Consider the following 22,376-nt stretch of genomic DNA (forward strand, 5'->3'; position numbering starts at 1 on the left):
CCGGTCAGGACGGGCGGACCGGCGAGCGAGGACAGGACCATGTGGGACTACATTACCGAGACGCTGCGCGCGAACCCCGCGCTTGCGATCTTCTTCACGCTTGCGGTGGGTTACTGGATCGGCACGCGCAAGCTGGGCAGCTTCAGCCTCGGCGCCGTCACCGGCACGCTGCTGGCGGGCGTGATCATCGGGCAGATCGGCATCGACATCTCGGCGCAGGTCAAGTCGATCTTCTTCATCATGTTCCTCTTTGCGGTGGGCTTCGGCGTCGGTCCGCAGTTCGTCCGCGGAATCGCGACGGACGGGGCACCGCAGGCGCTGTTCGCGGTCGTGATCTGTGCGCTCTGCCTGCTGGGCGTCTATATCGCCGCGATCGTCTCGGGCTATGGCCCCGGCCTTGCCGCCGGGCTCATCGCCGGGTCGCAGACGATCTCGGCCTCGATCGGGCTTGCCACGGATGCGATCAACACCTCGGGCCTGACACCCGAAGAGGCGAAGGCGCAGCTTGACCTGATCCCCGTGGCCTATGCCGTCACCTACCTCTTCGGCACCATCGGCACGGGCTGGATCCTTGCCTTCCTCGGGCCGAAGCTCCTGCGCACCGACATCGCCGCGGCCTGCGCCCGCTACGAGCGCGAGGTTCTGGGCGGCGCGAAGAAGGACAGCAACTTCACCAGCGCCTGGCGGGCGCGCGAGATGCGCGCCTACCGGATCCGCGAGGGCGGCGCGGCTGTCGGCAAGAAGATCGCCGCCGCCGAGGCGATGGCGAAGGGGGAACGCATCTTCGTCGAGCGCCTGCGTCGCGGGGGCGAACTGGTCCAGACCACGCCGGACACCATGCTGATGGCCGGTGACGTGGTGGCCGTCGCCGGGCGGCGCGAGGTGCTGGTGAACCTGCTTGGCCAAGGGGAGGAGGTCGAGGACCGCGAGCTTCTCGACGTGCCGGTCGAGGCGGTGGACGTGCTCATCACGGCGAAGGAACTCGACGGGGTCGAACTGGGAACCCTCGCGACCGATCCGATGAGCCGGGGCCTCTATCTCAACTCGATCCGCCGGGGCGCGATGTCGGTGAACATCCCGCTGTTGCCCGGGACGAAACTCAACCGGGGCGACATCCTGCGCGTCGTGGGAGCCAAGGCGCAGGTGCAGCGCTTCGTGGAACGGGCGGGCTTCGCCGACCGGCCGCAGACGATCACCGACATGGTGCTCGTGGGCCTCGCGATCCTGATCGGCGGCCTGATCGGCGCCTACGTCCTGCCCATCGGCGGCGTTCCGATCACGCTCTCCACCTCGGGCGGCGCGCTGATCGCGGGGATCTTCGTGGGCTGGCTGCGCACCGTGAAGCCGTGGATCGGCAACGTGCCGCAACCGACGCTGTGGTTCATGAACTCGGTCGGCCTCAACGTCTTCATCGCGGTCGTAGGCATCAGCTCGGGCCCGACCTTCGTCGCCGGTCTTCAGCAGGCGGGCTTCGGGATCTTCTTCTGGGGTCTCTTCGCGACCGGGATGCCGATGATCCTCGCGCCGCTGATCGGCAAGTACCTGTTCCGCTTCGACGACGCGATCAACCTCGGCTGCTGCGGCGGCGCGCGGACCTCGACCGCGTCCGTCGCGATGGTGGGAGAGGTCGCGAAAAGCGACGTGCCGATGCTGGGCTATACGGTGCCCTATGCGGTGGGCAACACGCTCCTGACGCTGTGGGGGCTGGTGATCGTGCTGCTCCTGGTGTGATCCGGGGGCGCGAGGGGCCGCCCCGGCGGCCCGAAAAAGGCGGTGTCGGCGACGCAGGCGGGCGCCGGCGCCGCGGCAGGGGCGCCCCGGATCACGAGACCGGCGGCAGAGGGGAGACGGATCGGACATGGGCTGGCTCACGCATTTCCTTGAATCCTATCCGGAGCTGGCCGTCTTCCTCGCCGTCGGGGTGGGCTACATCCTGGGCGACATCAGGATCGCCGGATTCGCCTTCGGCCCGGTCACGGGCTCGCTGCTTGCGGGCCTCGCCATCGGCCAGTTCGCCGAGGTGCCGATCTCGGGGATGGCGAAGTCTTTCCTGTTCCTCCTCTTCCTCTTCGGAATCGGCTATTCGGTCGGGCCGCAGTTCCTTCAGGCCTTGCAGCGCGACGGGCTGAGGTCGCTGCTCCTTGCGCTCGTCTGCACGACAACCGGACTGGCCAGCGCCTATGTCGTGTCCCGGTTCCTCGGGCTCGACCCCGGCTATTCCGCGGGCCTGCTGTCGGGAGGGCTGACCCAGAGCGCCGCGATGGGCACGGCGACGGAAGCCGTGAACCGCCTCGCCATCGCCGAGGAGCAGCGGGCGCTTTATGTCGCCCACATCGCCGTGGCGGACGCGGTCTGCTACATCTTCGGTATCGTCGGCGCGATCTGGTTCTGCAGCGTCGGCGCGCCCAAGCTCCTCGGGGCGGATATCGTTGCGGATGCGAAGGCGATCGAGGCGGAACTGGGTCTCGATCAGGGCAGCCAGGGCGTCCTGTCGGGCTACCATACGTTCGAGCTTCGCGCCTTCCTCGTTCCGCCGGGGGCCGCGATCATCGGTCTGACCGTGGGAGAGGCCGAGCTTCTCCACGCGACGGATCGCTTCTACATCCAGCGGATCCGGCGCGGGAAGGCCATCATGCCGGCCGCGCTCGACCTCGTGCTCGAGGCGGGCGATGTCATCGCAATCAGCGGGCGCCGCAAGGCGCTGGTCGAGAAGTTCAGTGAGCGGCACGCGGAGGAAGTGGACGACGACGACCTTCTCGACATGCCCGTGAAGGCCGTCGATGTCCTGTTGTCCGAGCGCGACATGGACGGCGTCACCGTCGGCAAGATCGCACAGCAGGACTGGACGCGGGGTATCTATCTACGAACCCTGCGACGCGGCACCCAGGAACTGCCGATTGCCCGAGGGGTGAAACTTTCCCGTGGCGACGTGCTCACGCTCGTCGGCCCCGAGGACGTGATCAATGCGGCTGCCCCGAGGTTCGGCCCTGTCATCGCGCCCACCACATCGACCGATTTCGTGGTGCTTGGGCTCGCCATCTTCGTGGGCGGCCTGGTGGGCGTCCTCGCCCGCATCACGATCGGCGGCGCGGTCATCGCGCTCGGAACGAGTGTCGGCGCCCTGATCGCGGGGCTGGTCGTCGGGCACCTTCGCACCCGGCATCCGCTCTTCGGCCGCATCCCGGACGGGGCGGTATCGCTGATGACCGCGCTTGGCCTTGCCTCCTTCGTGGCGATGACGGGACTTCATGCGGGACCCGTGTTCATCGACGCCATCCGCGAGGTCGGCATCGGCCTGTTCCTCGGCGGCATCGCGGTGACGATGGTCCCGCTCCTGATCGGCCTTGCCTTCGGCCGCTTCGTCCTCGGGATGAAGTCGGTGCTTCTCCTTGGCGCGCTTGCCGGCTCGCTGACCATGACCGCGGCGATGGGGGCTGTGCAGCAGCGCTCGGGAAGCCCCGTGGCCGTGCTGGGCTATACTCCGGCCTATCCGATCTCGAACATCCTGCTGACACTGTGGGGAACCGTGATCGTCATCCTGACCGCCGGCTGAGGCGGGACGGCCGGAACAGAAGGAAACATCGATGTCTCGCATTTCCAGCCTCCCGTGCCGTCGCCCTGCCCGCCATGGTGGCGGCGGCCGAGCGCCCGCCGGTCCTGCGTTCCGATCCCCCTTGGTGTCCGCGGGGATGATCCTCCTGACGCCATTGGCGGGCTTCTCGTCATCCTCACCCGCATAGGCAGGCAGCGCACATGACCCCTCTGGTCCGCAAGATCGCCGAAACGCCGCTCCTCTGGCTTCTCGTCTTCGTCCCGGCCGTCCTCGTCGTCGAGGTGGTGAACAGCGGGGCGCACACGCTTCTCTTCCTGCTGTCCGTCCTCGCGATCGTGCCGCTTGCTGCGCTTCTCAGCCTCGCAACCGAGTCGGTCGCCGAGCGCACCGGGGACGCGGCGGGCGGGCTCATCAACGCGACGCTCGGGAACCTCACCGAACTCGTCATCGCGCTGACCGCGCTTGCGGCGGGGCAGTATGCGCTCGTGAAGGCCTCGATTGCCGGGGCCATCGTCACCAACACGCTCTTCATGCTGGGCGCCTGCTTCCTTCTCGGCGGCCTCAAGCACCACACGCAGACCTTCAACCTCGCCGGCGCACGGCTGCAGGCGAGCCTTCTCTTCATCGCGACGGTCGCACTGCTCGTGCCCTCGGCCATCGCCTCGGCCGATCAGGTCACCGATCCGGCGGCGCTTCAGACGCTCAGCACCATGCTGGCGGTCCTGCTGATCGGTGGCTATGTGCTCGGCCTCGTCTTCTCGCTTGGCACCCACCGGCAGGAGTTCGCCAGCGCGGAACACGAGGGCCATGGCGAGACGCTGCCGATCGGCGTGGCACTCGTCACGCTGGCCGGCACGACCGTGCTCGTGGCGCTCGTCAGCCATGTCTTCGTCGCGTCCGTCGAGGTCGCGGGCGCGGCGATGGGCCTGACGCCCGCCTTCGTCGGCTTCATCGTCGTCGCGCTGGTGGGTGGCGCGGCCGAATTCGCAAGCGCCTTCTCGGCTGCCCGGAAGGACCGGCTGGACCTGAGCGTCAGCATCGCCCTTGGCAGCGCCGCGCAGATCGCCCTGTTCGTCGGGCCTCTGCTCGTGCTTCTGAGCCATGTGGTGGGACCTGCGCCCATGGGCCTCGACTTCTGGCCGGGGGCGGTCGTGATGATGCTGATCGCGGCACTTTCCGCGACGCTTCTGACGGCGGGCGGCCATTCGGCCTGGTTCCTCGGTGTCCTCGTCCTCATGGTCTATGCGATCTTCGCGATGACCCTTTACGTCCTGCCACCCCAGCAATGACCACCCCGCGGCACCGGGCGCAACCGCGCCGGCGGCCCGACGGGCAGCCTTGCTCGACCCGGTGTCGCGCACCACCGAGGCACTCTTCTGGCTGATCATGGTCCTGACCTTCACGGCCACGTTCAACGCTGCCGAAGCGGGGCGCGAGGACGTGCGGCTCATGCTGATCGCCGCGGTGGGCTCCAGCATCGCCGAGGGCTGATCGACGGGGCGATCGTGAGGCCCCGCACCCGCCCGCTGCTGCAAGACGACCGGTCCGGCCGGGACAGGTTCCCGCAAGGCGGGTTTCGGCAAGCCGCCGCCAAGCCGGCTTGCCGGGCGGCGCTTTTCCGGTAGGCTTCGGACGAACCGGCACGAGACACGGGAGGGGCAGGATGCAGGCGACACGACGGACGGTCATGCTGGGACTGATGGCGGCGGGCCTCGCGGGCTGCGCGGGGGGCATGCCGATCTCCTCCGCCCCGGCCGCGGCCGAACCCGTGATGCGCGCGGTCCCGAACCCGGCGTGGGATGCCTGGGTGGCGGGCTTCCGGCCGCGGGCGGTCGGCGCGGGCGTCGCACCCGAGACCTTCGACCGGGCCTTCCGCTCGGCGGGCTACCTGCCCGATGTCATCGAGCGCGACCGCAACCAGACCGAGTTCACCCGCACGCTCGAGGATTACCTGGCCATCGCCGCCTCGGACGAGAGGGTGTCGAAGGGCCGGGCGGCGCTATCGCAATACGGCGGGGTCCTGTCGCAGATCGAGGCGCGCTTCGGCGTCGAGGCCGAGGTCGTGGCGGCGATCTGGGGCGTCGAGAGCCGCTATGGCGAACGGCGCGGCAACGTGCCGATCGTCTCGGCCCTGTCCACCCTTGCCTATGACGGCCGCCGCGGCGCCTTCTTCGAAAGCCAGCTGATCGCCGCGCTGAAGATCCTGCAGAACGGCGACGTGAACCCCGAGGGCATGACCGGAAGCTGGGCCGGCGCCATGGGTCACACCCAGTTCATCCCCACCTCCTACCTCGCCTATGCGGTGGACTTCACCGGCGACGGCCGGCGCGACATCTGGTCGGAGGACCCGACGGATGCGCTGGCCTCGGCCGCGGCCTATCTCGCGCGGTCGGGCTGGCGGCGAGGCCAGCCGTGGGGCGTCGAGGTGCGCTTGCCGGCGGGCTTCAGCCCGGGCCTTGCGGGGCGCGGCACCACGCGCAGCCCCTCGGACTGGGCGGCGATGGGCGTGCGCGACATGGACGGGCGCATCGTGCCGGACCATGGAGCCGCGTCGATCCTGATCCCGATGGGTCTTTCCGGCCCCGCCTTCATGGTCTTTCGCAACTTCACCGTCATCACCCGCTACAACAACGCCGAGAACTACGTGATCGGCGTCGGCCACCTGTCCGACCGGCTGCGGGGCGGCCCGCCGATCCGGGGCAGCTTCCCGCCCGATGCGCGCGGCATGACCATGGCCGACCGGCAGGAGCTGCAGCGCCGGCTGACCGCGGCGGGCTTCGATACCGGCGGGACCGACGGGGTGATCGGCGGCAAGACCGAGGCCGCGATTTCGGCCTATGAACAGGCGAACGGGCTGCCCGTCACCGGCCAGCCCTCGGTCGCACTGCTGCGCCGGCTGGGCGGCTAGGGCACCAGCGCCTCGAGTTCGGGCAGAAGGGTCACGCTCTCCTGCTCGTTCGGGTCGGTGCGCGCGATCACCGCGACGGCGGGCCGGTCCGAGAGGTTCATCGGCAGATGCGGCATGTCGGCGGGGATGTAGAGGATCTCGCCCTCCGAGACCTCCATCCGGTTCTCCAGCCGCTCGCCCCACCACATCACCGTCTCGCCCTGCAGGACATAGATCGCCGTCTCGTGGCTGGCGTGCTTGTGCGCCCTGGCCCGGCCACCGGGAGGGATGGTCAGCAGGTGCATGCAGATGCCCGTGGCGCCCACCGACTGCGCCGAGACCCCTTCGTTGTAGGTGAAGCCCTGCCGGCCATCGTAAAGGCCGGTCGGGCGAAGCTTGCGGCACTCGGCCATGGCGCCCCCCTCCGGTTGCAGGACCCGAGGCTAGCACAGGTCGGGCCGGTCGGTCACCCGGAAGGCGTGCAGCCTCGCGGCGGGACGAAACGCCGGCTGGAAAGGGCCCCGAGCGATGCCGCCCTGCCGGACTGCCCGTCAGGCCGGATCCGCATAGGGATGCATCCGGCCGTCAGGATCGCGCACGAGCCAGCGCCCGGGACCGTCCTCGACCAGATGACCGCCCGTCACAGGCACCTTGCCGAACCCGCCGGGGATGTCGAGTACGTAGGTCGGCAGGCCGATCCCGGTCAGCCGGCGGCGAAGTTCGGCCATGATCTGCCGGCCAAGGGCAATGGTGGTGCGGAAATGGCCCGCACCCCGCGCCAGATCGCAGTGGTGCAGGTAGTAGGGCTTCACGCGCAGCCGCAACAGCGCCCGGAACAGCGCCTCCAGCGCGTCCGCGCTATCGTTCACCCCCCGAAGCAGCACGGACTGCGACAGCAGCGGAATGCCCGCATCGGCCAGCCGCCCCAGCGCCGCGCGCGAGTCAAGGCCAAGCTCGGCCTCGTGGTTGACATGGACGACAAGCCAGACCGGGACCGGCACCCGAAGCGCACGGATCATCGCCTCGTCCACCCGCTGGGGCGTGACCACCGGCACCCGGCTGTGGATGCGGAGTTGGTCGAGATGGGCGATCTGCCCGAGGCGGCCGACGATCGCCTGAAGCCGCCGGGGCGACAGCACCAGCGGATCGCCGCCGGTCAGGATCACCTCGCGCACGGCCTCGGTCCGCTCGATGTAGTCGAGCCCCGCCGCGAGATCGGCGTCCGACAGCATCCCCTCGCCGCCCACCACCTCGCGCCGGAAGCAGAAGCGGCAATAGACGTCGCAGGTGCGCGTCACGTGCAGGATCACCCGGTCGCGATAGCGATGGGTCACCCCCGTCACCGGGCTGCGCGCGACGTCGCCGATCGGGTCCGACAGCTCCCCCGCGCCGATCGACAGTTCCTCGACCGCGGGCACGAACTGGCGGGCGACGGCGGGATGGGCCGCCGCCGCCACCATCTCGGGCGTGACGCGGATGCGGAAGGCGCGCTCGACCTCGGCCAGCCGCGGCTCGGCCGGATCGGCAAGCCCCGCAGCGGCGAGGTCATCGAGGCTCTGCAGCGCACGGTCGGTCAAGGCGGGGCTCCTGTGGCAGAAACGCGCGTTATCCTTCGGCGCGGCGGCGGGTGCAAGACGGGAACGAAACCATCGCGCGGCGGTTTCGATGCCTTGGGAGAACAGCCATGACCGAGACAGACATCCTGACCCTCACCGCCTTCTTCGACCGGCGCGAGGACGCCGACCGCGCCTCCGACCGGCTGGTGGCCCTTGGCCTGCCCCGCGGCCGGGTAACCGTGATGGCCGGGCGCGAGACCGCCAGCGGGCCGGAGCCGGGTGGCCCGAGCCTTTCCGATGCCGCACTGGACTATTTCCTGCCCGAGAGCGACCGTCACGGCTATGCCGAGGGCCTGTCCCGCGGCGGCCGTCTGGTGGTCGCGCGGAACGTGCCGCGCGAACTGCACGACAGTGCGGTCGCGGCCCTGGAAGAGGAAGGCGCGGTCGACATCGACGAGCGTCGCGCGCTTTGGGGTGCGGAGGGCGAGGGCCCTGTTCCCGCCGCAGTGCGCGGCACCACCAAGGACGTGGCCTGGACCAACCCGCATACCGGCCCGGGACATGCCGATGAAGATGCAGGGGACGTTCCGACGGACCCGAACCGGGACGAGGCGGGACCGGACCCTTCGGGAGGGCGGGGTCGTGTCCGCGCGTGGTATCACACCGGGCCATAGGGCTTGCCAGCTTGCGGCGGTAAGCGCGTCCCGCCGTCCGCAGGTGCCGCCGTTCAACCCACGATCTCGTCCACCCAGCGCGGCACCGCCTCGGTCGCCGGCCCGATCAGCCGGCGGTCGAAGATACGGCCGCTCGGCTCCAGATTGATCTCCAGCGTGGCGATCCCGGCCTCGGCCGCGGCCTCGACGAAGCCCGCCGCCGGATAGACCTCGCCCGAACTGCCGATCACCACGAACAGCGTGGCCCGCGCCAGCCGCCCGAGGATCTCGTCCATGCGGTAGGGGATCTCGCCGAACCAGACGATGTCGGGCCGCACCGCCGTCCGCGCGCAGGCCGGACAGGCGTCGGATGCGGCCATGCGATCGGGCGCCGGCCAGCGGTGTCCGCAGGAGGCGCAGAGCGCACCGAGAAGCTCGCCATGCATGTGGATCACCTCGGGCGAGCCCGCCCGCTCGTGCAGGTCGTCCACGTTCTGCGTGACCAGCGTCACCTTGCCGCGATGCCGGCCCTGCAGCCTCGCCAGCGCGACATGGGCCGCATTGGGCACCGCGTCGAGGCAATTCCGGCGGCGCATGTTGTAGAAGTCATGCACCAGTGCCGGATCGCGCCGGAAGCCCTCGGGCGTCGCCACCCGCCGAAGGTCATGGCTCGTCCAGAGCCCGTCCTTGTCGCGAAAGGTGCCGAGCCCGCTTTCCGCCGAGATCCCGGCGCCGGTCAGGATGAAGATCGAGTCCATGGCGGCGAGGCTAGCAGCGGGCCGGACCCCGCGCCAGAGGGCCGCCGCCGACCTATTCGGGCTGGAAGCCGCGGATCAGCTGTCGCAGGCCGATGGCCGCGCCGACCGCGATCGCCGCCAGAGTGACCGGACCCGACCAGGCGAGCAGCGCGAAGCCGGTAACGCCCTGCCCGATCGAGCAGCCCATCGCCACCACCCCGCCCACGCCCATCATCGCCGCGCCCGAGACCTGCCGGCCCAGTTCGCGCGGATCCTCGCAGGCTTCCCAGCGGAACAGGCCGCGGCTCATCGAGCCTGCAAGCGCCCCCAGCGCCACCCCGGCAATCGAGCCGACCGAGAAGGTGATCCCGCCCGCCGTCGAGGTCATGAGGAAGATCAGCGTCCGCCCGATGGGGGCGGTATAGGACGGGCCCTCGATCGCCACGGCGCCAAGGCTCGCCTCGTTCAGCCATGTCATCGCCGCAAGGCACCAGACGACGGCAAGTCCCGCCGCAACCCCCCAGCCGATCATGTGCCGGCTCCGGCGGAGCGGCGCGTGCAGGAGCGACCAGAAGAGCAGCGCCCCCGCGACCAGCGCCGCGGTCAGGGTCGGGCCGAGCCCCGCCAGCGTCCGGGCGGTCTCTGCAATGCCCTGTGGTCCGGTGGCCTCGACCTGCGGGAACAGCACGATCCGCAGCGGCGCGAGCGGCCCGGACAGGGCGACGAAGGCGAAGATACCCATCACGACGACGATCACCATCGACCGCAGGTCACCTCCGCCGAAGCGGACGAGGGCGCCGAAGCCGCAGTTGCCCGCCAGCGCCATGCCATAGCCGAAGAGCAACCCGCCGACCACGCTGCCCCAGGGGTTCCAGACCATCTGATGATAGATCGTGCCGCCGATGTCGATCAGCCCCGCCGCGGCCAGCACATGCGTTCCGAGCATCGCCGTGGCAAGCACGACGCCCCACAGCCGCAGCCGCCGCTGGTCCGCGCCATAAAGGGCGGATTCGAGCGCCCCCAGCGTGCAGAAGTCCCCCAGCCGGGCCGCGAGACCCAGCACGATCCCCCCCACGAGGCCGATCAGCGCGGCCAGCGCGCCAAACGGTAGCTCCTCCATCCGCGTTCCTCCCCAGACGCACGCCGGCCGGCGCCGCTACTGCGCGCCTCCGTCCTGACGGCAGAACAGCTCGGCAAGCAGGCCCACCACGCGTTCCACCTTCGGATCGAGGATCGAGTAGAAGATCGCCTGGCCCTCCCGCCGGGCGGTCACCAGACCCTCGAGGCGCAGCCGCGCCAGCTGCTGGCTGACGGCAGCCTGACGCGAAGACAGAAGCGTTTCAAGTTCCATCACGCTCTTGGGCCCGGAGATCAGGTGGCACAGGATGGTCAGCCGCCCTTCGTGGCCGAGCGCCTTGAGAAATCCCGTCGCGGCATCGGCCTCGTCGATCAGCGCGGCGGCGCCCGGCCGGTCGGCCCCTGCCGCCTCCTCCGCCGCCCTCCGCTCTGCCTGCTGCCGCGCCATTTGTCCTGCCTCACCAATCCGGTCGAGAGATGCCACGATTTCCGCCCCGCCTTCCAGCACCAATCGGACGGGGCGGCATCCGTGTCACTCCGGCACGCGCGCGGCGATCATGCCGCCCAGCAGAGCCCAGAAGAAGCTCTCACCCGGATAGCCTTCGATCCGGCCCACCTCCGTCCCGTCCTCGGCCAGCACGAAGGTGGGCGTGAAGCCCGCCGGACGCGCGAGCCTCAGCCCCTCGGGCAGGGGCTCGTGCAGGGGATGGCGGGCCAGCGGCGCCGTGCGCCCTTCCTGGGTGCGCGGGTAGATCGGGCCGACCTCGCGGTCCCACGCCTCGCACCAGATGCAGCCGGGCTGCTCGAACATGTGCAGCCTGAGGTCGGCCGCCGCGGGCGAAGCGGCAAGGGCGGCCGGAAGGAGGATGGCGCGAAACAGCATGATTGACGTCCGACATGAAATATCGAAATATCCTAATCTATCTGGCGCGCCCTGCAAGGCCGGTGTGCGCCAAGGCACCGGAAACGGCTGCCCGGAGGAGGGAAGCGGTGCGCCCGCGGGGAGGCGGCGCATCGCCTGATGCGACAGGAACGGGAAAGGCGCCCTGCCCGACCACCGGTGGCACATGCCATCGGGTGGCCGGATGCGGAACCGTGCGCCACAAGCGGAGGGACGGCATGTTCGAGATGAGCTACGGCGCTGCGGCCCTTGCGGGGCTTCTGTCCTTCCTGTCGCCCTGCATCCTGCCGATGGTGCCGTTCTATCTCTGCTACATGGCCGGCATCTCGATGCACGAGCTGCGCGGAACGGACGGGATCGCGCCAGGCGCGCAGCGGCGGCTGGTGATCTCTGCCATGGCTTTCGCGCTTGGCGTCACCACCATCTTCGTGCTGCTCGGACTTGGCGCCACCGCGCTCGGCCAGGCCTTCGTGCAGTGGCGCGAACAGCTCTCCTGGCTCGCCGCGGCGGTGCTGCTGATGTTCGGGCTGCACTTCCTGGGCATCCTGCGCATCCCGTTCCTGTATCGCGAGGCGCGGCTCGAGGCATCGGCCGAGCCATCGAGCCTGATCGGCGCCTATGTCATGGGCCTCGCCTTCGGTTTCGGCTGGACGCCCTGCGTCGGGCCGGCGCTGGCGGCGATCCTGATGATCGCCGGCGGGATGGGCGAGCTGTGGCGCGGGGCGTCGCTGCTCTTGACCTACGGCCTCGCCATGACGCTGCCCTTCGTGGTCGCCGCCCTGTTCGCCCGGCCGTTCCTCGCCTGGGTCGGCCGGCACCGGCGCCACCTCGGCCATGTGGAAAAGGCGATGGGCGCCATGCTGATCGTCTTCGCCGTGCTGATCGCCACCAACTCCGTGAACCGGATCGCCGACTTCATGATCCGCCACTTCGACTTCAGCCGAACGCTCACCTGAGGGAGGGAAAGATGCGACACCTGACACTGGCCGCGGCGCTTGCGCTGGCCCTGCCCGCCCATGCGGCGGGGCTGGGCGACGACGGGCTGCACAAGCCCGACTGGCTGCGAGACACCTTCAAGGACCTGCGCGAGGATCTGGCCGAGGCCAATGCCGAGGGCCGGCGCCTCATGGTCATCTTCGAGCAGCGCGGCTGCATCTACTGCACGAAGATGCACGAGGAGGTCTTTCCCGACCCGGAGGTCGACGCGCTGATCCGCGCACATTACTTCGTCGTCCAGATGAACCTGTTCGGCGACACCGCGGTGACCGACTTCGACGGCGCGACCCTGACCGAGAAGGAGGCGGCGCGGAAATGGGGCATCATGTTCACCCCCACGCTGATGTTCTTCCCCGAGACGGTTCCCGAAGGCACGGATGCCGCGAAGGCCGCCGTGGCCGCCATGCCGGGCGCCTTCGGCACCGGCACGACCTCGGCGCTGCTTACGTGGGTGCGGGACCACGGCTACGAGAGCGGCGAGCACTTCCAGAAATTCGTGGCCTCGCGGATGAACCCGTCCAACTGACTCGCAAATCTATGCAAGAATTGTAATATCTTTATTGCACGACGTGACATCCCGACGTATCGTTCGAGTCGGAGGAGCTCAGGGAGGACAGCATGAGGCACCAGTATCTGCTGGGGATTGTGACGGCATGCCTGGCGGTGCCGGCGCTGGCCGAGATCGGCCCCGGCGAGGTGACGTTCGAGCACGGCGCGCTGCCCGTGTCGCTGACGGGCGCGCCGGGTGACCCGGCGGTGGGCGCCAAGGTGATGGCCACCCGTCCGCAGGGCAACTGCGTGGCCTGCCACCAGATCCCGCCCATGGTCGACGTGCAGTTCCACGGCGATGTCGGCCCCTCGCTTGCCGGGGTCGCCAGCCGCTACACCGAGGCGCAGCTGCGCGGGATCGTGGCGAACGCCAAGATGACCTTCGAAGGGTCGGTCATGCCGGCCTTCTACAAGAACGCGGGCTACATCCGGCCGGGCGACGGCTACACGTCCAAGCCCGCCCCCGCGGAGCTGCCGCCGATCCTGACCGCGCAACAGATCGAGGATGTCGTCGCCTATCTCCTGACGCTGAAAGAGTGACCGGAGAGGCTTGAGGGAGGAAAAGGACATGAGGCTTTCCAGACGAGAGACCCTGGCGCTGGGACTGGGCGGCCTTGCCGCCATGGCCCTGCCGATGCCGGCATTGGCGGCGGCCGACGATGCCATTGCCGCCTTCACCGGCGGTGCCACGATCGGCACCGGCGGCATCACGCTGACCGCGCCCGAGATCGCCGAGAACGGCAACACCGTCCCGGTCACGGTCGATGCGCCCGGAGCGGCGGCGATCATGCTGGTCGCGACCGGCAACCCGGAACCGGCGGTCGCGACCTTCACCTTCGGGCCGGCCGCCGGCTCGCAGATGGCCGCCACCCGGATCCGCCTCGCCAAGACGCAGGACGTGGTCGCCGTGGCGAGGATGCCCGACGGCAGCTTCGTTCAGACGAGCGCAACGGTGAAGGTCACCATCGGCGGCTGCGGCGGCTGAGACAGGGAGACGAGAGACATGGCCAAGGATGCAAAACCCCGCGTGAAGGTGCCCAAGACCGCCAGCCCCGGCGAGGTCGTCACGCTCAAGACGCTCATCAGCCACCAGATGGAGAGCGGCCAGCGCAAGGACCCCGACGGCAACCTGATCCCGCGCTCGATCATCAACCGCTTCACCTGCGATTTCAACGGGGTGAACGTGATCGATGTGAAGATCGAGCCCGCCGTCTCGACCAACCCCTACTTCGAATTCGACGCGAAGGTGGATGCCTCGGGCGAGTTCAAGTTCACATGGTACGACGACGACGGCTCGGTCTACGAGGACACGAAACCGATCGAGGTCGCCTGACACCAAGGCCCGGTCGTCCGCGGGGAGGCGGGCGGCCCCACTCAGGGAGGAACCGCCACATGAGTCTGCGCCTGCGCAGCCCGCTTCTTGCCGCCATCCTTGCCCTCACCACCGGGCCGGCGCTGGCGGACCCGCACCCCGACGCCGAGCTTGTCATCAACGGCGAGATCGAGCTTGCGACCCGCGCCCCGGCGCCCGACCACCTGAAGGAGGTGTTCGACACAGTCTATTCCGGCTGGCTGTTCCGCACCGACGAGACCCGCGCGCTGGAAATGGACGATTTCGACAACCCCGCGATGGTCTTCGCCGACATGGGGGTGGATCTCTGGAACGCCGTGGACGGCAGCGAGGGCAAGTCCTGCGCCTCGTGCCACGAGGGGATCGAGAGCATGAAGGGCGTGCGCGCCTCGATGCCGAAGGTCAACCCCGCCGGCAATGACCTGTGGTCGGTCGAGAACTTCATCAACACCTGCCGGACCGAGCGAATGGGCGCCGAGGCCTGGAAATGGAACTCGTCCGAGATGAAGCAGATGACCTCGGCCATCTCGCTGCAATCGCGCGGAATGCCGATCTCGGTGAAGATCGACGGACCCGCGGAGCCCTACTGGGAGCAGGGCAAGGAGATCTACTACACCCGCTACGGCCAGCTCGAACTCGCCTGCGCCTCGTGCCACGAGTTGAACATGGGCAAGATGATCCGCGCCGACCACCTGAGCCAGGGCCAGATCAACGGCTTCCCGACCTACCGTCTCGCCGATGCCGGGATCGTCTCGATCCACCAGCGCTTCTCGGGCTGCATCCGCGACACCCGCGGCGAGCCGTTCGAGGCAGGCTCGCCCGAGTTCCGCGCATTGGAGCTTTACGTCGCCTCGCGCGGCATGACGCTGCCCGTCGAGGGTCTGGCGGTCCGCCAGTAAGTCCTTCCGGCGCGCGGCCCCCGCGCGCCCATCCCCTTCCGGCCGATCCCCGGCGCGTCGCCTGACGCGACCGAAGGCGGCTGCCCGCAAAGGACGATCCGACGATGATTTCGCGCCGCGAGTTCCTTCAGGCCAGCATGGCCGCCTCGGTGATCTGGGGCGCCTCGGGCATCAGCCGCTGGTCGCGCCTGGCCGCGCAGCAGGCGCTGACCCAGGACCAGCTGCTGCAGTTCGAGGATTTCGGCAACCTGACGCTGATCCATATCACCGACATCCATGCCCAGCTGAAGCCCATCTGGTTCCGCGAACCCGAGATCAACCTTGGCGTGGGCGAGGCCAAGGGCCGGCCGCCGCACGTCACGGGGGCGGATTTCCTGAAGCTCTACGGCCTGAAGCCCGGCAGCCCCGAGGCCTATGCGCTGACCCATCTGGATTTCGAGGCTCTGGGCAAGACCTACGGCCGCATGGGCGGGATGGACCGGATCGCGACCGTCGTGAAGGCGATCCGCGCCGCGCGGCCCGAGGCTCTGCTGCTCGATGGCGGAGACACCTGGCACGGCTCGATGACCTCGCTGCTCACCAGGGGGCAGGACATGGTCAACGCGATGAACGCGCTCAAGGTCGATGCCATGACCTCGCACTGGGAATGGACGCTGGGCACCGAGCGGGTGAAGGAGATCGTCGACGCCCTGCCCTTCCCCTTCCTCGGCGCCAACATCTTCGACAAGGAATGGGACGAGCCCGCCTTCCCGCCCTACGAGATCTTCGAACGCGGTGGTTTGCAGGTGGCCGTGATCGGGCAGGCCTTCCCCTACATGCCGATTGCCAACCCCGGCTGGATGTTTCCCGAATATTCGTTCGGCGTCCGCGAGGAGCGGATGCAGGAGATGGTGGACGAGGTGCGCGAGAAGGGCGTGGATCTCGTCGTCTGCCTGTCGCACAACGGCTTCGACGTGGACCGCAAGATGGCCTCGCGGGTCAAGGGGATCGACGTCATCCTGTCCGGGCACACCCACGACGCGCTGCCCGAGCCCGTTCTGGTGGGCGAGACGATCCTGATCGCCTCGGGCTCGCACGGGAAATTCGTGAGCCGGGTCGATCTCGACGTGCGCGACGGGCAGATGATGGGCTTCCGTCACAAGCTGATCCCGATCTTCTCGGACGTGATCGCGCCCGATGCCGAGATGGCGGCCCTTGTCGATGGCGAGCGCGCACCCTTCGAGGCGCAGCTTTCCGAGGAACTGGCCCGCACCGAAAGCCTCCTCTACCGCCGGGGCAACTTCAACGGCACCTGGGACGACCTCATCTGCCAGGCGATGCTCTCCGAGCGCGATGCCGAGATCGCCATGTCGCCGGGCGTCCGCTGGGGTCCCAGCGTCATGCCCGGCGAGCCGATCCGGCGCGAGGACCTTATGTCGGCCACCTCGATGACCTACGGCGCCTGTTACCGCAACCAGATGACGGGTGAATTCCTCAAGACCGTGCTCGAGGACGTAGCCGACAACATCTTCAACCCCGATCCCTATTACCAGCAGGGCGGCGACATGGTTCGCGTCGGAGGCCTCGGCTACCGCATCGACATCTCGCAGCCGATCGGCAGCCGGATCTCAGAGATGACGCTGCTGCGCACCGGCGAGGCGATCGATCCTGCCCGCAGCTACACGGTCGCCGGCTGGGCCTCGGTCAACGAGGGGACCGAGGGGCCGCAGATCTGGGACGTGGTCGAAAGCCACCTGAAGAAGATCGGCACGGTGCGGCTGGAGCCGAACAGCTCCGTCACCATCACCGGCGCCTGAGACGAGAGGACCGCCATGACCGACAAGATGAAGAAGGGCACGACCCGCCGCGGCTTTCTGGCCGGGGCCGCCGCCGGAGGCGCGCTGGCCGCCACCGCCGCCCGCGCGGGCGAACCCGACCCGCTGATCACCGAAGTGCAGCCCTGGGCGCAGTCGCTGGGCGACGGGGTGGATGCCACGCCCTACGGGATGCCGATCCACTTCGAATCCCATGTCGTGCGGCGCAACGTGGAATGGCTGACCGCCGACACGATCAGCTCGGTCAACTTCACCCCGATCCACGAGCTTGACGGCACGATCACTCCGCAGGGCTGCGCCTTCGAGCGCCACCACGCGGGCGCCATCGAACTGGCCAAGCCCGATTGGCGGCTGATGATCCACGGGCTTGTCGAACGACCGTTCGTTTTCACCTACGATGACCTGATCCGCTTCCCGCGCGAGAACCACACCTATTTCCTCGAATGCGCAGCGAACAGCGGGATGGAATGGGCGGGCGCGCAGCTGAACGGCTGCCAGTTCACGCACGGCATGATCCACAACATGGAATATACCGGGGTGCCGCTGCGCACCCTGCTGGCCGAAGCCGGGGTGAAGCCGGAAGGCAAATGGGTGCTGGTGGAGGGTGCGGACGCCTCGTCGATGAGCCGGTCGATCCCGATCGAGAAGGCGCTCGATGACGTGCTGGTGGCCTTCAAGGCCAATGGCGAGGCGCTGCGCAAGGAACACGGCTATCCCGTCCGGCTGGTGGTGCCGGGCTGGGAGGGCAACATGTGGGTCAAGTGGCTGCGCCGCGTCGAGGTGGGCGACCAGCCCTGGGAGCACCGCGAGGAGACCTCGAAATACACCGACACGATGGCCAACGGCCGCTCGCGCCGCTGGACCTGGGAGATGGACGCGAAGTCGATCATCACGAGCCCCAGCCCGCAGGCGCCGATCACCCATGGCCCCGGCCCCACGGTGATCTCGGGCCTCGCCTGGTCGGGACGCGGCTCGATCCGCGAGGTGCATGTCTCGCTCGATGGCGGGAAGAACTGGCAGCAGGCGCGCCTGTCGGGCGCCTCGCACGACAAGGCGCTGCACCGCTTCTATCACGAGTTCGACTGGGACGGATCGGAGCTTCTGCTGCAGTCCCGCGCGGTGGACAGCACGGGCTATGTCCAGCCAACGAAGGACCAGCTGCGTGCCGTCCGCGGGGTCAACTCGGTCTATCACAACAACGGCATCCACACCTGGTGGGTGAAGCCGAACGGAGAAGCCGAAAATGTCGAGATTTCCTGAGCTTCTGATTGCCGCCCTGCTGGCGGCCGGCCCGGTCGCGGCGGCCGAGGGCACGGGCCTCGGCCGGCTCGCCCTGCCCGAGGAGGTGGCCGCCTGGGATCTCGACATACGGCCCGACGGGCTCGGGCTGCCCGAAGGGTCGGGCGACGTGGCCACCGGCGAGGAGTTGTTCTCGGAACGCTGTGCCGTCTGCCACGGCGAGTTCGGCGAAGGGGTGGACAACTGGCCGAAACTCGCCGGCGGCCAGGGCACGCTGGACCAGGCCGATCCGCAGAAGACCATCGGCAGCTACTGGCCCTACCTGTCGACGGCGTGGGACTATGTCCACCGCGCCATGCCCTTCGGCAACGCGCGCAGCCTGACCGTGGACGAAACCTATGCCATCGTGGCCTATCTCCTTTACAACAACGATCTCGTGGACGAGGACTTCATCCTGTCGCGGGAGAACTTCCTGTCGGTGCAGATGCCGAATGCCGACGGCTTCTTCCTCGACGACCGGGCCACTTCCGAGATCCCGGCCTTCAGCAAGCCGCCCTGCATGACGGACTGCAAGACCGACGTGAAGATCACCATGCACGCGACCGTGCTGGACGTGACACCCGACGACGCGACCGACTGATGCGGGCCGATCGCGCATCCCTCGGCTCCCTGCGGAAGGAGCGCCGGCCATGCGGCTGAGCCGGCGCGTCCTGCTGTCTGGTGCACTGTCCGCGCTTGCCGCTCCGGCCGTGCTCGGGCGGGGGCGGGCGCGCGTGGCGGTAGTGGGTGGCGGCGCCGGCGGGGCGACCGTTGCGCGTCATCTGGCGGCCGGCGGGGCCGGCACGCTCGACGTGACCCTGATCGAGCCGAACCCGGTCTATCACACCTGCTTCTTCTCGAACCTTCACCTGGGGGGCCTGCGCCCCTTCGAGAGCCTCGCGCACCGATACGACCGGCTGAAGGCCGCCGGGGTGACCGTGGTGGCAGACAGCGCGGTCGCCGTCGACCGGGCGCAGCGTCGCCTTGCGCTTGCCGGCGGCGAGCGCCTGTCGTGGGACCGGCTGGTCCTGTCGCCCGGCATCGACTTCGTCGAGGGCAGCGTCCCGGGCTGGACGCTGGCCGAGGCCGAGCGCATGCCGCATGCCTACAAGGCGGGGCTGCAGACGCAACGGCTGCGGGCGCAGGTCGATGCCATGCGCGAGGGCGGAACCGTCTGCATCGTGGCCCCGCCCAACCCCTATCGCTGCCCGCCCGGACCCTACGAGCGCGCCTCGATGATCGCGCACCGGCTTTCGCAGGTGAACCCCACTGCGAAGATCCTGCTGCTCGACCCGAAGGAGAGCTATTCCAAGCAGGCGCTGTTCGAGGAAGGCTGGCAGGCGCATTACCCGAACATGATCGAGCGCCTCGGCCCGGAAATGGGCGGCGGCGCCGTCGAGGTCCGGCCCGACCGGATGGAGGTCGTCATCGACGGCGAGGCCGAGGCGGTGGATGTCTGCAACGTGATCCCCGCGCAGGTCGCGGGCAGGATCGCGGCCGCGGCGGGGCTGGTGGACGACACCGGCTGGGTGCCGATCGACCCGGCGTCCATGGCGTCGCTTGCCGATCCCGCCGTGTTCGTGCTGGGCGATGCGGCGGCGCAGGGCGACATGCCGAAGTCGGCCTCTTCGGCGAACAGCCAGGCGAAGGTGGTGGCGATGATCCTCCTTGGCCAATTGGCCGGCGCGCCCGTGGAGCCGGTCCGCTACGCGAACACCTGCTGGTCGCTGATCGCGCCGGAGGATGGCGTGAAGGTCGGCGGCAGCTACGAGCCTCGGCCGGAGAAGATCACCAGCGTGGACAGGTTCGTCAGCCAGACCGGCGAGAACCGGGCCACGCGACTTGCCACCTGGCAGCAGAGCCTCGGCTGGTATGCCGGCATCACGGCCGACATGTTCGGCTGACCCCGCCCGCGGCGAAGGCCCCCGCGCCTTCCGCCGCGCCCCGGATCGGAAAGGAAACGACGCGATGATCCTTACCCGCAGAACCTTCCTTGCCGCGGCTGCCGCGGGCCTTGCGATGCCGCAGCGGCTGTGGTCCGCGATGCGGCTGGAATCCGGCACGTTCAGGCTCGACACGCTGTCCGACGGCCATCTGGTGCTGCCGTCGAGCTTCCTGTTTGGCGGCCTGCCGGAGGAGGAGCTTCGCCCCATCCTCGCGCGCCACGCCATCTCGGGACCGTCGCAGCAGGTGCCCTGCAACGTCACCCTTCTGCGGGACGGGACGCATACGGTCCTGTTCGACGTGGGCTCGGGGCCCGACTTCATGCCGACCGCCGGCCGGCTGTCCGAGGCGCTCTCGGCGCTCGAGGTCGCGCCCGAGGACGTCACCCACGTCGTCTTCACCCACGGCCATCCCGATCACCTCTGGGGGCTGCTCGACGAGTTCGACGAGCCGGTCTTCTCCGGGGCGCAGCACATGATGGGCCGGGCAGAGTTCGACTACTGGACGGACCCGGACACCGCATCCACCATCGGCGAGGCCAGACAGAGCTTCGCCGCCGGGGCGAAGCGGCGGCTGGAGGCCATGGCCGACCGCATCGCCCTGTTCGAGGACGGGGCAGCGGTGCTGCCCGGCGTCACCGCGCGCCTCACCGCGGGACACACGCCCGGTCACATGGCCTTCGTCATCGACGCGCCGGATCCGGTGATGCTGGCGGGCGATGCGATCGGCAACGCCCATGTCGGGTTCGAGCGGCCGGACTGGCCCGTGCCGTCCGATCAGGACCCCGAGCTGGGGGCAAGGACGCGGGCGGGTCTCCTCGACCAGATCACGGCCGACCGGATGGTGCTGATCGGCTTCCACCTGCCCGAGGGCGGCATCGGGCGAACCGAGCGGCATGCCGGAGGCTACCGGTTCCTGACTGCCTGATCACGCCACCGCCGGACGCCGCGCCTGATCGACCACGAGGTCTGTCAGGACCGCCCCGATCCACATGCACAGAAGCGCAAGCCACGCCGTGGCGACGAAGATCGAGGTGCCGGACACCCCGGCCCCGATGGCGCAGCCCCCCGCCAGCATCGCGCCGAACCCCATGAGCACGGCGCCGATCATCGCCCGCCGCATCGCGGGTGCACCGTCGAAGCCCTGGAACTGCAGCTCGCGCGCCGCCGCCGCCGCGAGGAACGCCCCGAGGAACACCCCCGGCACCAGCCCGATGTCGAAGCCGAACTCGGGCTGCGGCACGAGGAAGAACATCAGCGTGTTGGCCGAAGGCCCGCTGAAGGTCGCCGATGTGACCGACACCGGCTCGAAGCTGACCTGCGCGAGGCTGTAGGTCAGCACCCAGCCCAGTGCCGCCGCAAATCCCACGCCCGAGGCGAAGACCAGCGTCGAGGCGCCGATCCGGTTCCTGCGCGCCAGCCACAGCGCGAAGGCCGCAAGCCCCAGCCCGAGGACCAGCCCGGCCTGCTGCGGCACTCCCAGCGCCTCCAGCAGATCGACATTGCGGCCGTCCGGCGTCACCCAGAGCCGCGCCAGCCGGTCGCGCAGCGGCGACAGCCAGCCATGCAGCGACATCTGCGCCACCACCGCGAAGATGAGCCCCGCCACCACCGAGCGCAGGTTCCCCGTCGCCGCCAGCACCAGCAGCCGCCCCGAGCAGCCGCGCGCCAGAACCATGCCCACGCCGAACAGCAGGCCGCCGATGATCGCACCCGACCACGAGCCGGTCACCGCCATCATGCGCGCCTCCTCCTCGCGGAAGAAGCCGAGCATCTGCGCGGCCTGCACCCAGACCATGGCGGTCGAGAAGGTCAGAAGCCACACCGCCATGCGCTGCCCGAATTCCCCACGCGCGAACTCCACCGTGGCGGCGCGCAGGCAGAAGGCCGAGCGCTGCGCGGCGATGCCGAAGACAAGGCCGGTCAGCAGTCCGAACAGGGCCGAGGCGCGCGCCTCTCCCACGAGATCCACGAACGGGACGACATCCATGGGCACCCTCCGCCTGCCATCCGCGCAAGGCTATACCGGTCCGCGGGGCAAGGGGTTGATCTGCATCACGGGCCCGCTTGGCGGATCCGCGGCCCGGGCCTGCGGCGGACCGGGAAGCGGGCTTCCGCTTCTTCCCGGTTTGACCATCCGCGGCCCCGCGCTAAGCTTTCGTCCGGACCACGAGGCGAGGCG

The 22,376-nt window shown here is 69.2% G+C and carries 23 protein-coding genes and 1 pseudogene; 17 read left to right on the plus strand and 7 right to left on the minus strand.

Translation table 11 applies throughout. The features are described 5' to 3' along the window. Nucleotides 1–39: 39 nt before the first annotated feature. The 5 genes from aspT (CK951_RS17525) to CK951_RS17540 all read left to right on the plus strand — a co-directional run bounded on the left by aspT (CK951_RS17525) (nucleotide 40) and on the right by CK951_RS17540 (nucleotide 6,461). Nucleotides 40–1,731, plus strand: coding sequence for an aspartate-alanine antiporter (aspT, locus tag CK951_RS17525; RefSeq protein ID WP_096787521.1), 1,692 nt, complete (start codon nucleotides 40–42; stop codon nucleotides 1,729–1,731). A gap of 127 nt (nucleotides 1,732–1,858) precedes the next feature. Beyond that, nucleotides 1,859–3,553 carry an aspartate-alanine antiporter gene (gene aspT, locus CK951_RS17530; protein ID WP_096787522.1) on the plus strand — a complete coding sequence of 565 codons (1,695 nt, stop codon included), beginning with the start codon at nucleotides 1,859–1,861 and terminating at the stop codon, nucleotides 3,551–3,553. A 200-nt stretch (nucleotides 3,554–3,753) separates the two neighbouring features. Then, entirely contained in the window at nucleotides 3,754–4,842 is a 1,089-nt protein-coding gene (cax, locus tag CK951_RS17535; protein WP_096787523.1) for a calcium/proton exchanger, read from the plus strand. A 49-nt stretch (nucleotides 4,843–4,891) separates the two neighbouring features. After that, complete coding sequence (locus tag CK951_RS21190; protein WP_157764642.1) at nucleotides 4,892–5,044, plus strand: hypothetical protein; 153 nt, start codon at nucleotides 4,892–4,894, stop codon at nucleotides 5,042–5,044. A 172-nt stretch (nucleotides 5,045–5,216) separates the two neighbouring features. Continuing rightward, on the plus strand, nucleotides 5,217–6,461 hold the full coding sequence (locus tag CK951_RS17540; RefSeq protein WP_096787524.1) for a lytic murein transglycosylase: 1,245 nt from the start codon (nucleotides 5,217–5,219) through the stop codon (nucleotides 6,459–6,461). Here CK951_RS17540 and CK951_RS17545 read toward each other — a convergent pair. Both CK951_RS17545 and CK951_RS17550 read right to left on the minus strand, forming a co-directional pair. Beyond that, entirely contained in the window at nucleotides 6,458–6,853 is a 396-nt protein-coding gene (locus CK951_RS17545) for a cupin domain-containing protein (protein ID WP_096787525.1), read from the minus strand. The genes CK951_RS17540 and CK951_RS17545 overlap by 4 nt on opposite strands. Before the next feature lie 138 nt (nucleotides 6,854–6,991). Further along, a complete protein-coding gene (locus CK951_RS17550) occupies nucleotides 6,992–8,017 on the minus strand; it encodes a lysine-2,3-aminomutase-like protein (protein ID WP_096787526.1) in 1,026 nt (341 codons plus the stop codon). 107 nt (nucleotides 8,018–8,124) lie between these two features. On the opposite strand from CK951_RS17550, the gene CK951_RS17555 reads away from it, so the two are divergent. Next, on the plus strand, nucleotides 8,125–8,670 hold the full coding sequence (locus CK951_RS17555) for a hypothetical protein (RefSeq protein ID WP_096787527.1): 546 nt from the start codon (nucleotides 8,125–8,127) through the stop codon (nucleotides 8,668–8,670). Nucleotides 8,671–8,723: 53 nt separating this feature from the next. Here CK951_RS17555 and CK951_RS17560 read toward each other — a convergent pair whose 3' ends face one another. The 4 genes from CK951_RS17560 to CK951_RS17575 form a co-directional block, all read right to left on the minus strand. Further along, nucleotides 8,724–9,407, minus strand: a complete 684-nt coding sequence (locus CK951_RS17560) for an NAD-dependent deacylase (RefSeq protein ID WP_096787528.1) — start codon at nucleotides 9,405–9,407, stop codon at nucleotides 8,724–8,726. Between the two features lie 52 nt (nucleotides 9,408–9,459). Continuing rightward, complete coding sequence (locus CK951_RS17565; protein WP_096787529.1) at nucleotides 9,460–10,506, minus strand: YeeE/YedE family protein; 1,047 nt, start codon at nucleotides 10,504–10,506, stop codon at nucleotides 9,460–9,462. 36 nt (nucleotides 10,507–10,542) lie between these two features. Then, entirely contained in the window at nucleotides 10,543–10,911 is a 369-nt protein-coding gene (locus tag CK951_RS17570) for a helix-turn-helix transcriptional regulator (protein ID WP_096787530.1), read from the minus strand. An 84-nt stretch (nucleotides 10,912–10,995) separates the two neighbouring features. Then, entirely contained in the window at nucleotides 10,996–11,346 is a 351-nt protein-coding gene (locus CK951_RS17575; RefSeq protein ID WP_096787531.1) for a SoxS, read from the minus strand. 236 nt (nucleotides 11,347–11,582) lie between these two features. Between CK951_RS17575 and CK951_RS17580 the strand changes: the two genes are divergently transcribed. From CK951_RS17580 to CK951_RS17630, 11 genes and pseudogenes are all read left to right on the plus strand, one after another. Next, on the plus strand, nucleotides 11,583–12,320 hold the full coding sequence (locus CK951_RS17580) for a cytochrome c biogenesis CcdA family protein (RefSeq protein WP_096787532.1): 738 nt from the start codon (nucleotides 11,583–11,585) through the stop codon (nucleotides 12,318–12,320). 11 nt (nucleotides 12,321–12,331) lie between these two features. Beyond that, the gene (locus CK951_RS17585; protein ID WP_096787533.1) at nucleotides 12,332–12,886 is read left to right on the plus strand and encodes a thioredoxin family protein; all 555 of its coding nucleotides are present in this window, start codon (nucleotides 12,332–12,334) and stop codon (nucleotides 12,884–12,886) included. 92 nt (nucleotides 12,887–12,978) lie between these two features. After that, nucleotides 12,979–13,449 (plus strand): sulfur oxidation c-type cytochrome SoxX, encoded by a 471-nt coding sequence (soxX, locus tag CK951_RS17590; RefSeq protein WP_096787534.1) that lies wholly within the window; start codon nucleotides 12,979–12,981, stop codon nucleotides 13,447–13,449. A 28-nt stretch (nucleotides 13,450–13,477) separates the two neighbouring features. Then, nucleotides 13,478–13,894, plus strand: coding sequence for a thiosulfate oxidation carrier protein SoxY (gene soxY, locus CK951_RS17595; protein WP_096787535.1), 417 nt, complete (start codon nucleotides 13,478–13,480; stop codon nucleotides 13,892–13,894). 18 nt (nucleotides 13,895–13,912) lie between these two features. Beyond that, a complete protein-coding gene (soxZ, locus tag CK951_RS17600) occupies nucleotides 13,913–14,242 on the plus strand; it encodes a thiosulfate oxidation carrier complex protein SoxZ (protein ID WP_096787536.1) in 330 nt (109 codons plus the stop codon). A gap of 59 nt (nucleotides 14,243–14,301) precedes the next feature. After that, complete coding sequence (soxA, locus tag CK951_RS17605) at nucleotides 14,302–15,159, plus strand: sulfur oxidation c-type cytochrome SoxA (RefSeq protein ID WP_096787537.1); 858 nt, start codon at nucleotides 14,302–14,304, stop codon at nucleotides 15,157–15,159. Nucleotides 15,160–15,263: 104 nt separating this feature from the next. Next, entirely contained in the window at nucleotides 15,264–16,955 is a 1,692-nt protein-coding gene (soxB, locus tag CK951_RS17610; protein WP_096787538.1) for a thiosulfohydrolase SoxB, read from the plus strand. A 15-nt stretch (nucleotides 16,956–16,970) separates the two neighbouring features. Further along, nucleotides 16,971–18,233 carry a sulfite dehydrogenase gene (gene soxC / locus CK951_RS17615; RefSeq protein WP_096787539.1) on the plus strand — a complete coding sequence of 421 codons (1,263 nt, stop codon included), beginning with the start codon at nucleotides 16,971–16,973 and terminating at the stop codon, nucleotides 18,231–18,233. Then, nucleotides 18,217–18,840: pseudogene (locus CK951_RS17620) on the plus strand (c-type cytochrome); the annotation flags it as partial. The gene soxC and the pseudogene CK951_RS17620, both read left to right, overlap by 17 nt. 61 nt (nucleotides 18,841–18,901) lie before the next feature. Continuing rightward, the gene (locus tag CK951_RS17625) at nucleotides 18,902–20,155 is read left to right on the plus strand and encodes an NAD(P)/FAD-dependent oxidoreductase (protein WP_096787541.1); all 1,254 of its coding nucleotides are present in this window, start codon (nucleotides 18,902–18,904) and stop codon (nucleotides 20,153–20,155) included. 64 nt (nucleotides 20,156–20,219) lie between these two features. After that, on the plus strand, nucleotides 20,220–21,122 hold the full coding sequence (locus tag CK951_RS17630; RefSeq protein ID WP_096787542.1) for an MBL fold metallo-hydrolase: 903 nt from the start codon (nucleotides 20,220–20,222) through the stop codon (nucleotides 21,120–21,122). Here CK951_RS17630 and CK951_RS17635 read toward each other — a convergent pair whose 3' ends face one another. Beyond that, nucleotides 21,123–22,184, minus strand: coding sequence for a YeeE/YedE family protein (locus tag CK951_RS17635; protein ID WP_096787543.1), 1,062 nt, complete (start codon nucleotides 22,182–22,184; stop codon nucleotides 21,123–21,125). Nucleotides 22,185–22,376: the final 192 nt, after the last annotated feature.

Origin of the sequence: Rhodobacter sp. CZR27, assembly GCF_002407205.1 — a bacterium.
In the GTDB taxonomy this organism is placed as follows: Bacteria; Pseudomonadota; Alphaproteobacteria; order Rhodobacterales; family Rhodobacteraceae; genus Cereibacter_A.

Bases quoted from the DNA above. Each gene is read 5' to 3' on its own strand.
- soxB (WP_096787538.1), top strand. From the start codon at position 15,264: ATGATTTCGCGCCGCGAGTTCCTTCAGGCCAGCATGGCCGCCTCGGTG.
- aspT (WP_096787522.1), top strand. From the start codon at position 1,859: ATGGGCTGGCTCACGCATTTCCTTGAATCCTATCCGGAGCTGGCCGTC.
- CK951_RS17575 (WP_096787531.1), bottom strand. From the start codon at position 11,346: ATGCTGTTTCGCGCCATCCTCCTTCCGGCCGCCCTTGCCGCTTCGCCC.
- cax (WP_096787523.1), top strand. From the start codon at position 3,754: ATGACCCCTCTGGTCCGCAAGATCGCCGAAACGCCGCTCCTCTGGCTT.
- CK951_RS17545 (WP_096787525.1), bottom strand. From the start codon at position 6,853: ATGGCCGAGTGCCGCAAGCTTCGCCCGACCGGCCTTTACGATGGCCGG.
- aspT (WP_096787521.1), top strand. From the start codon at position 40: ATGTGGGACTACATTACCGAGACGCTGCGCGCGAACCCCGCGCTTGCG.
- soxC (WP_096787539.1), top strand. From the start codon at position 16,971: ATGACCGACAAGATGAAGAAGGGCACGACCCGCCGCGGCTTTCTGGCC.
- CK951_RS17585 (WP_096787533.1), top strand. From the start codon at position 12,332: ATGCGACACCTGACACTGGCCGCGGCGCTTGCGCTGGCCCTGCCCGCC.
- CK951_RS17560 (WP_096787528.1), bottom strand. From the start codon at position 9,407: ATGGACTCGATCTTCATCCTGACCGGCGCCGGGATCTCGGCGGAAAGC.
- CK951_RS17635 (WP_096787543.1), bottom strand. From the start codon at position 22,184: ATGGATGTCGTCCCGTTCGTGGATCTCGTGGGAGAGGCGCGCGCCTCG.
- soxX (WP_096787534.1), top strand. From the start codon at position 12,979: ATGAGGCACCAGTATCTGCTGGGGATTGTGACGGCATGCCTGGCGGTG.
- soxA (WP_096787537.1), top strand. From the start codon at position 14,302: ATGAGTCTGCGCCTGCGCAGCCCGCTTCTTGCCGCCATCCTTGCCCTC.
- CK951_RS17555 (WP_096787527.1), top strand. From the start codon at position 8,125: ATGACCGAGACAGACATCCTGACCCTCACCGCCTTCTTCGACCGGCGC.
- CK951_RS17630 (WP_096787542.1), top strand. From the start codon at position 20,220: ATGATCCTTACCCGCAGAACCTTCCTTGCCGCGGCTGCCGCGGGCCTT.
- CK951_RS17625 (WP_096787541.1), top strand. From the start codon at position 18,902: ATGCGGCTGAGCCGGCGCGTCCTGCTGTCTGGTGCACTGTCCGCGCTT.
- CK951_RS17580 (WP_096787532.1), top strand. From the start codon at position 11,583: ATGTTCGAGATGAGCTACGGCGCTGCGGCCCTTGCGGGGCTTCTGTCC.
- soxZ (WP_096787536.1), top strand. From the start codon at position 13,913: ATGGCCAAGGATGCAAAACCCCGCGTGAAGGTGCCCAAGACCGCCAGC.
- CK951_RS17565 (WP_096787529.1), bottom strand. From the start codon at position 10,506: ATGGAGGAGCTACCGTTTGGCGCGCTGGCCGCGCTGATCGGCCTCGTG.
- CK951_RS17540 (WP_096787524.1), top strand. From the start codon at position 5,217: ATGCAGGCGACACGACGGACGGTCATGCTGGGACTGATGGCGGCGGGC.
- soxY (WP_096787535.1), top strand. From the start codon at position 13,478: ATGAGGCTTTCCAGACGAGAGACCCTGGCGCTGGGACTGGGCGGCCTT.
- CK951_RS17570 (WP_096787530.1), bottom strand. From the start codon at position 10,911: ATGGCGCGGCAGCAGGCAGAGCGGAGGGCGGCGGAGGAGGCGGCAGGG.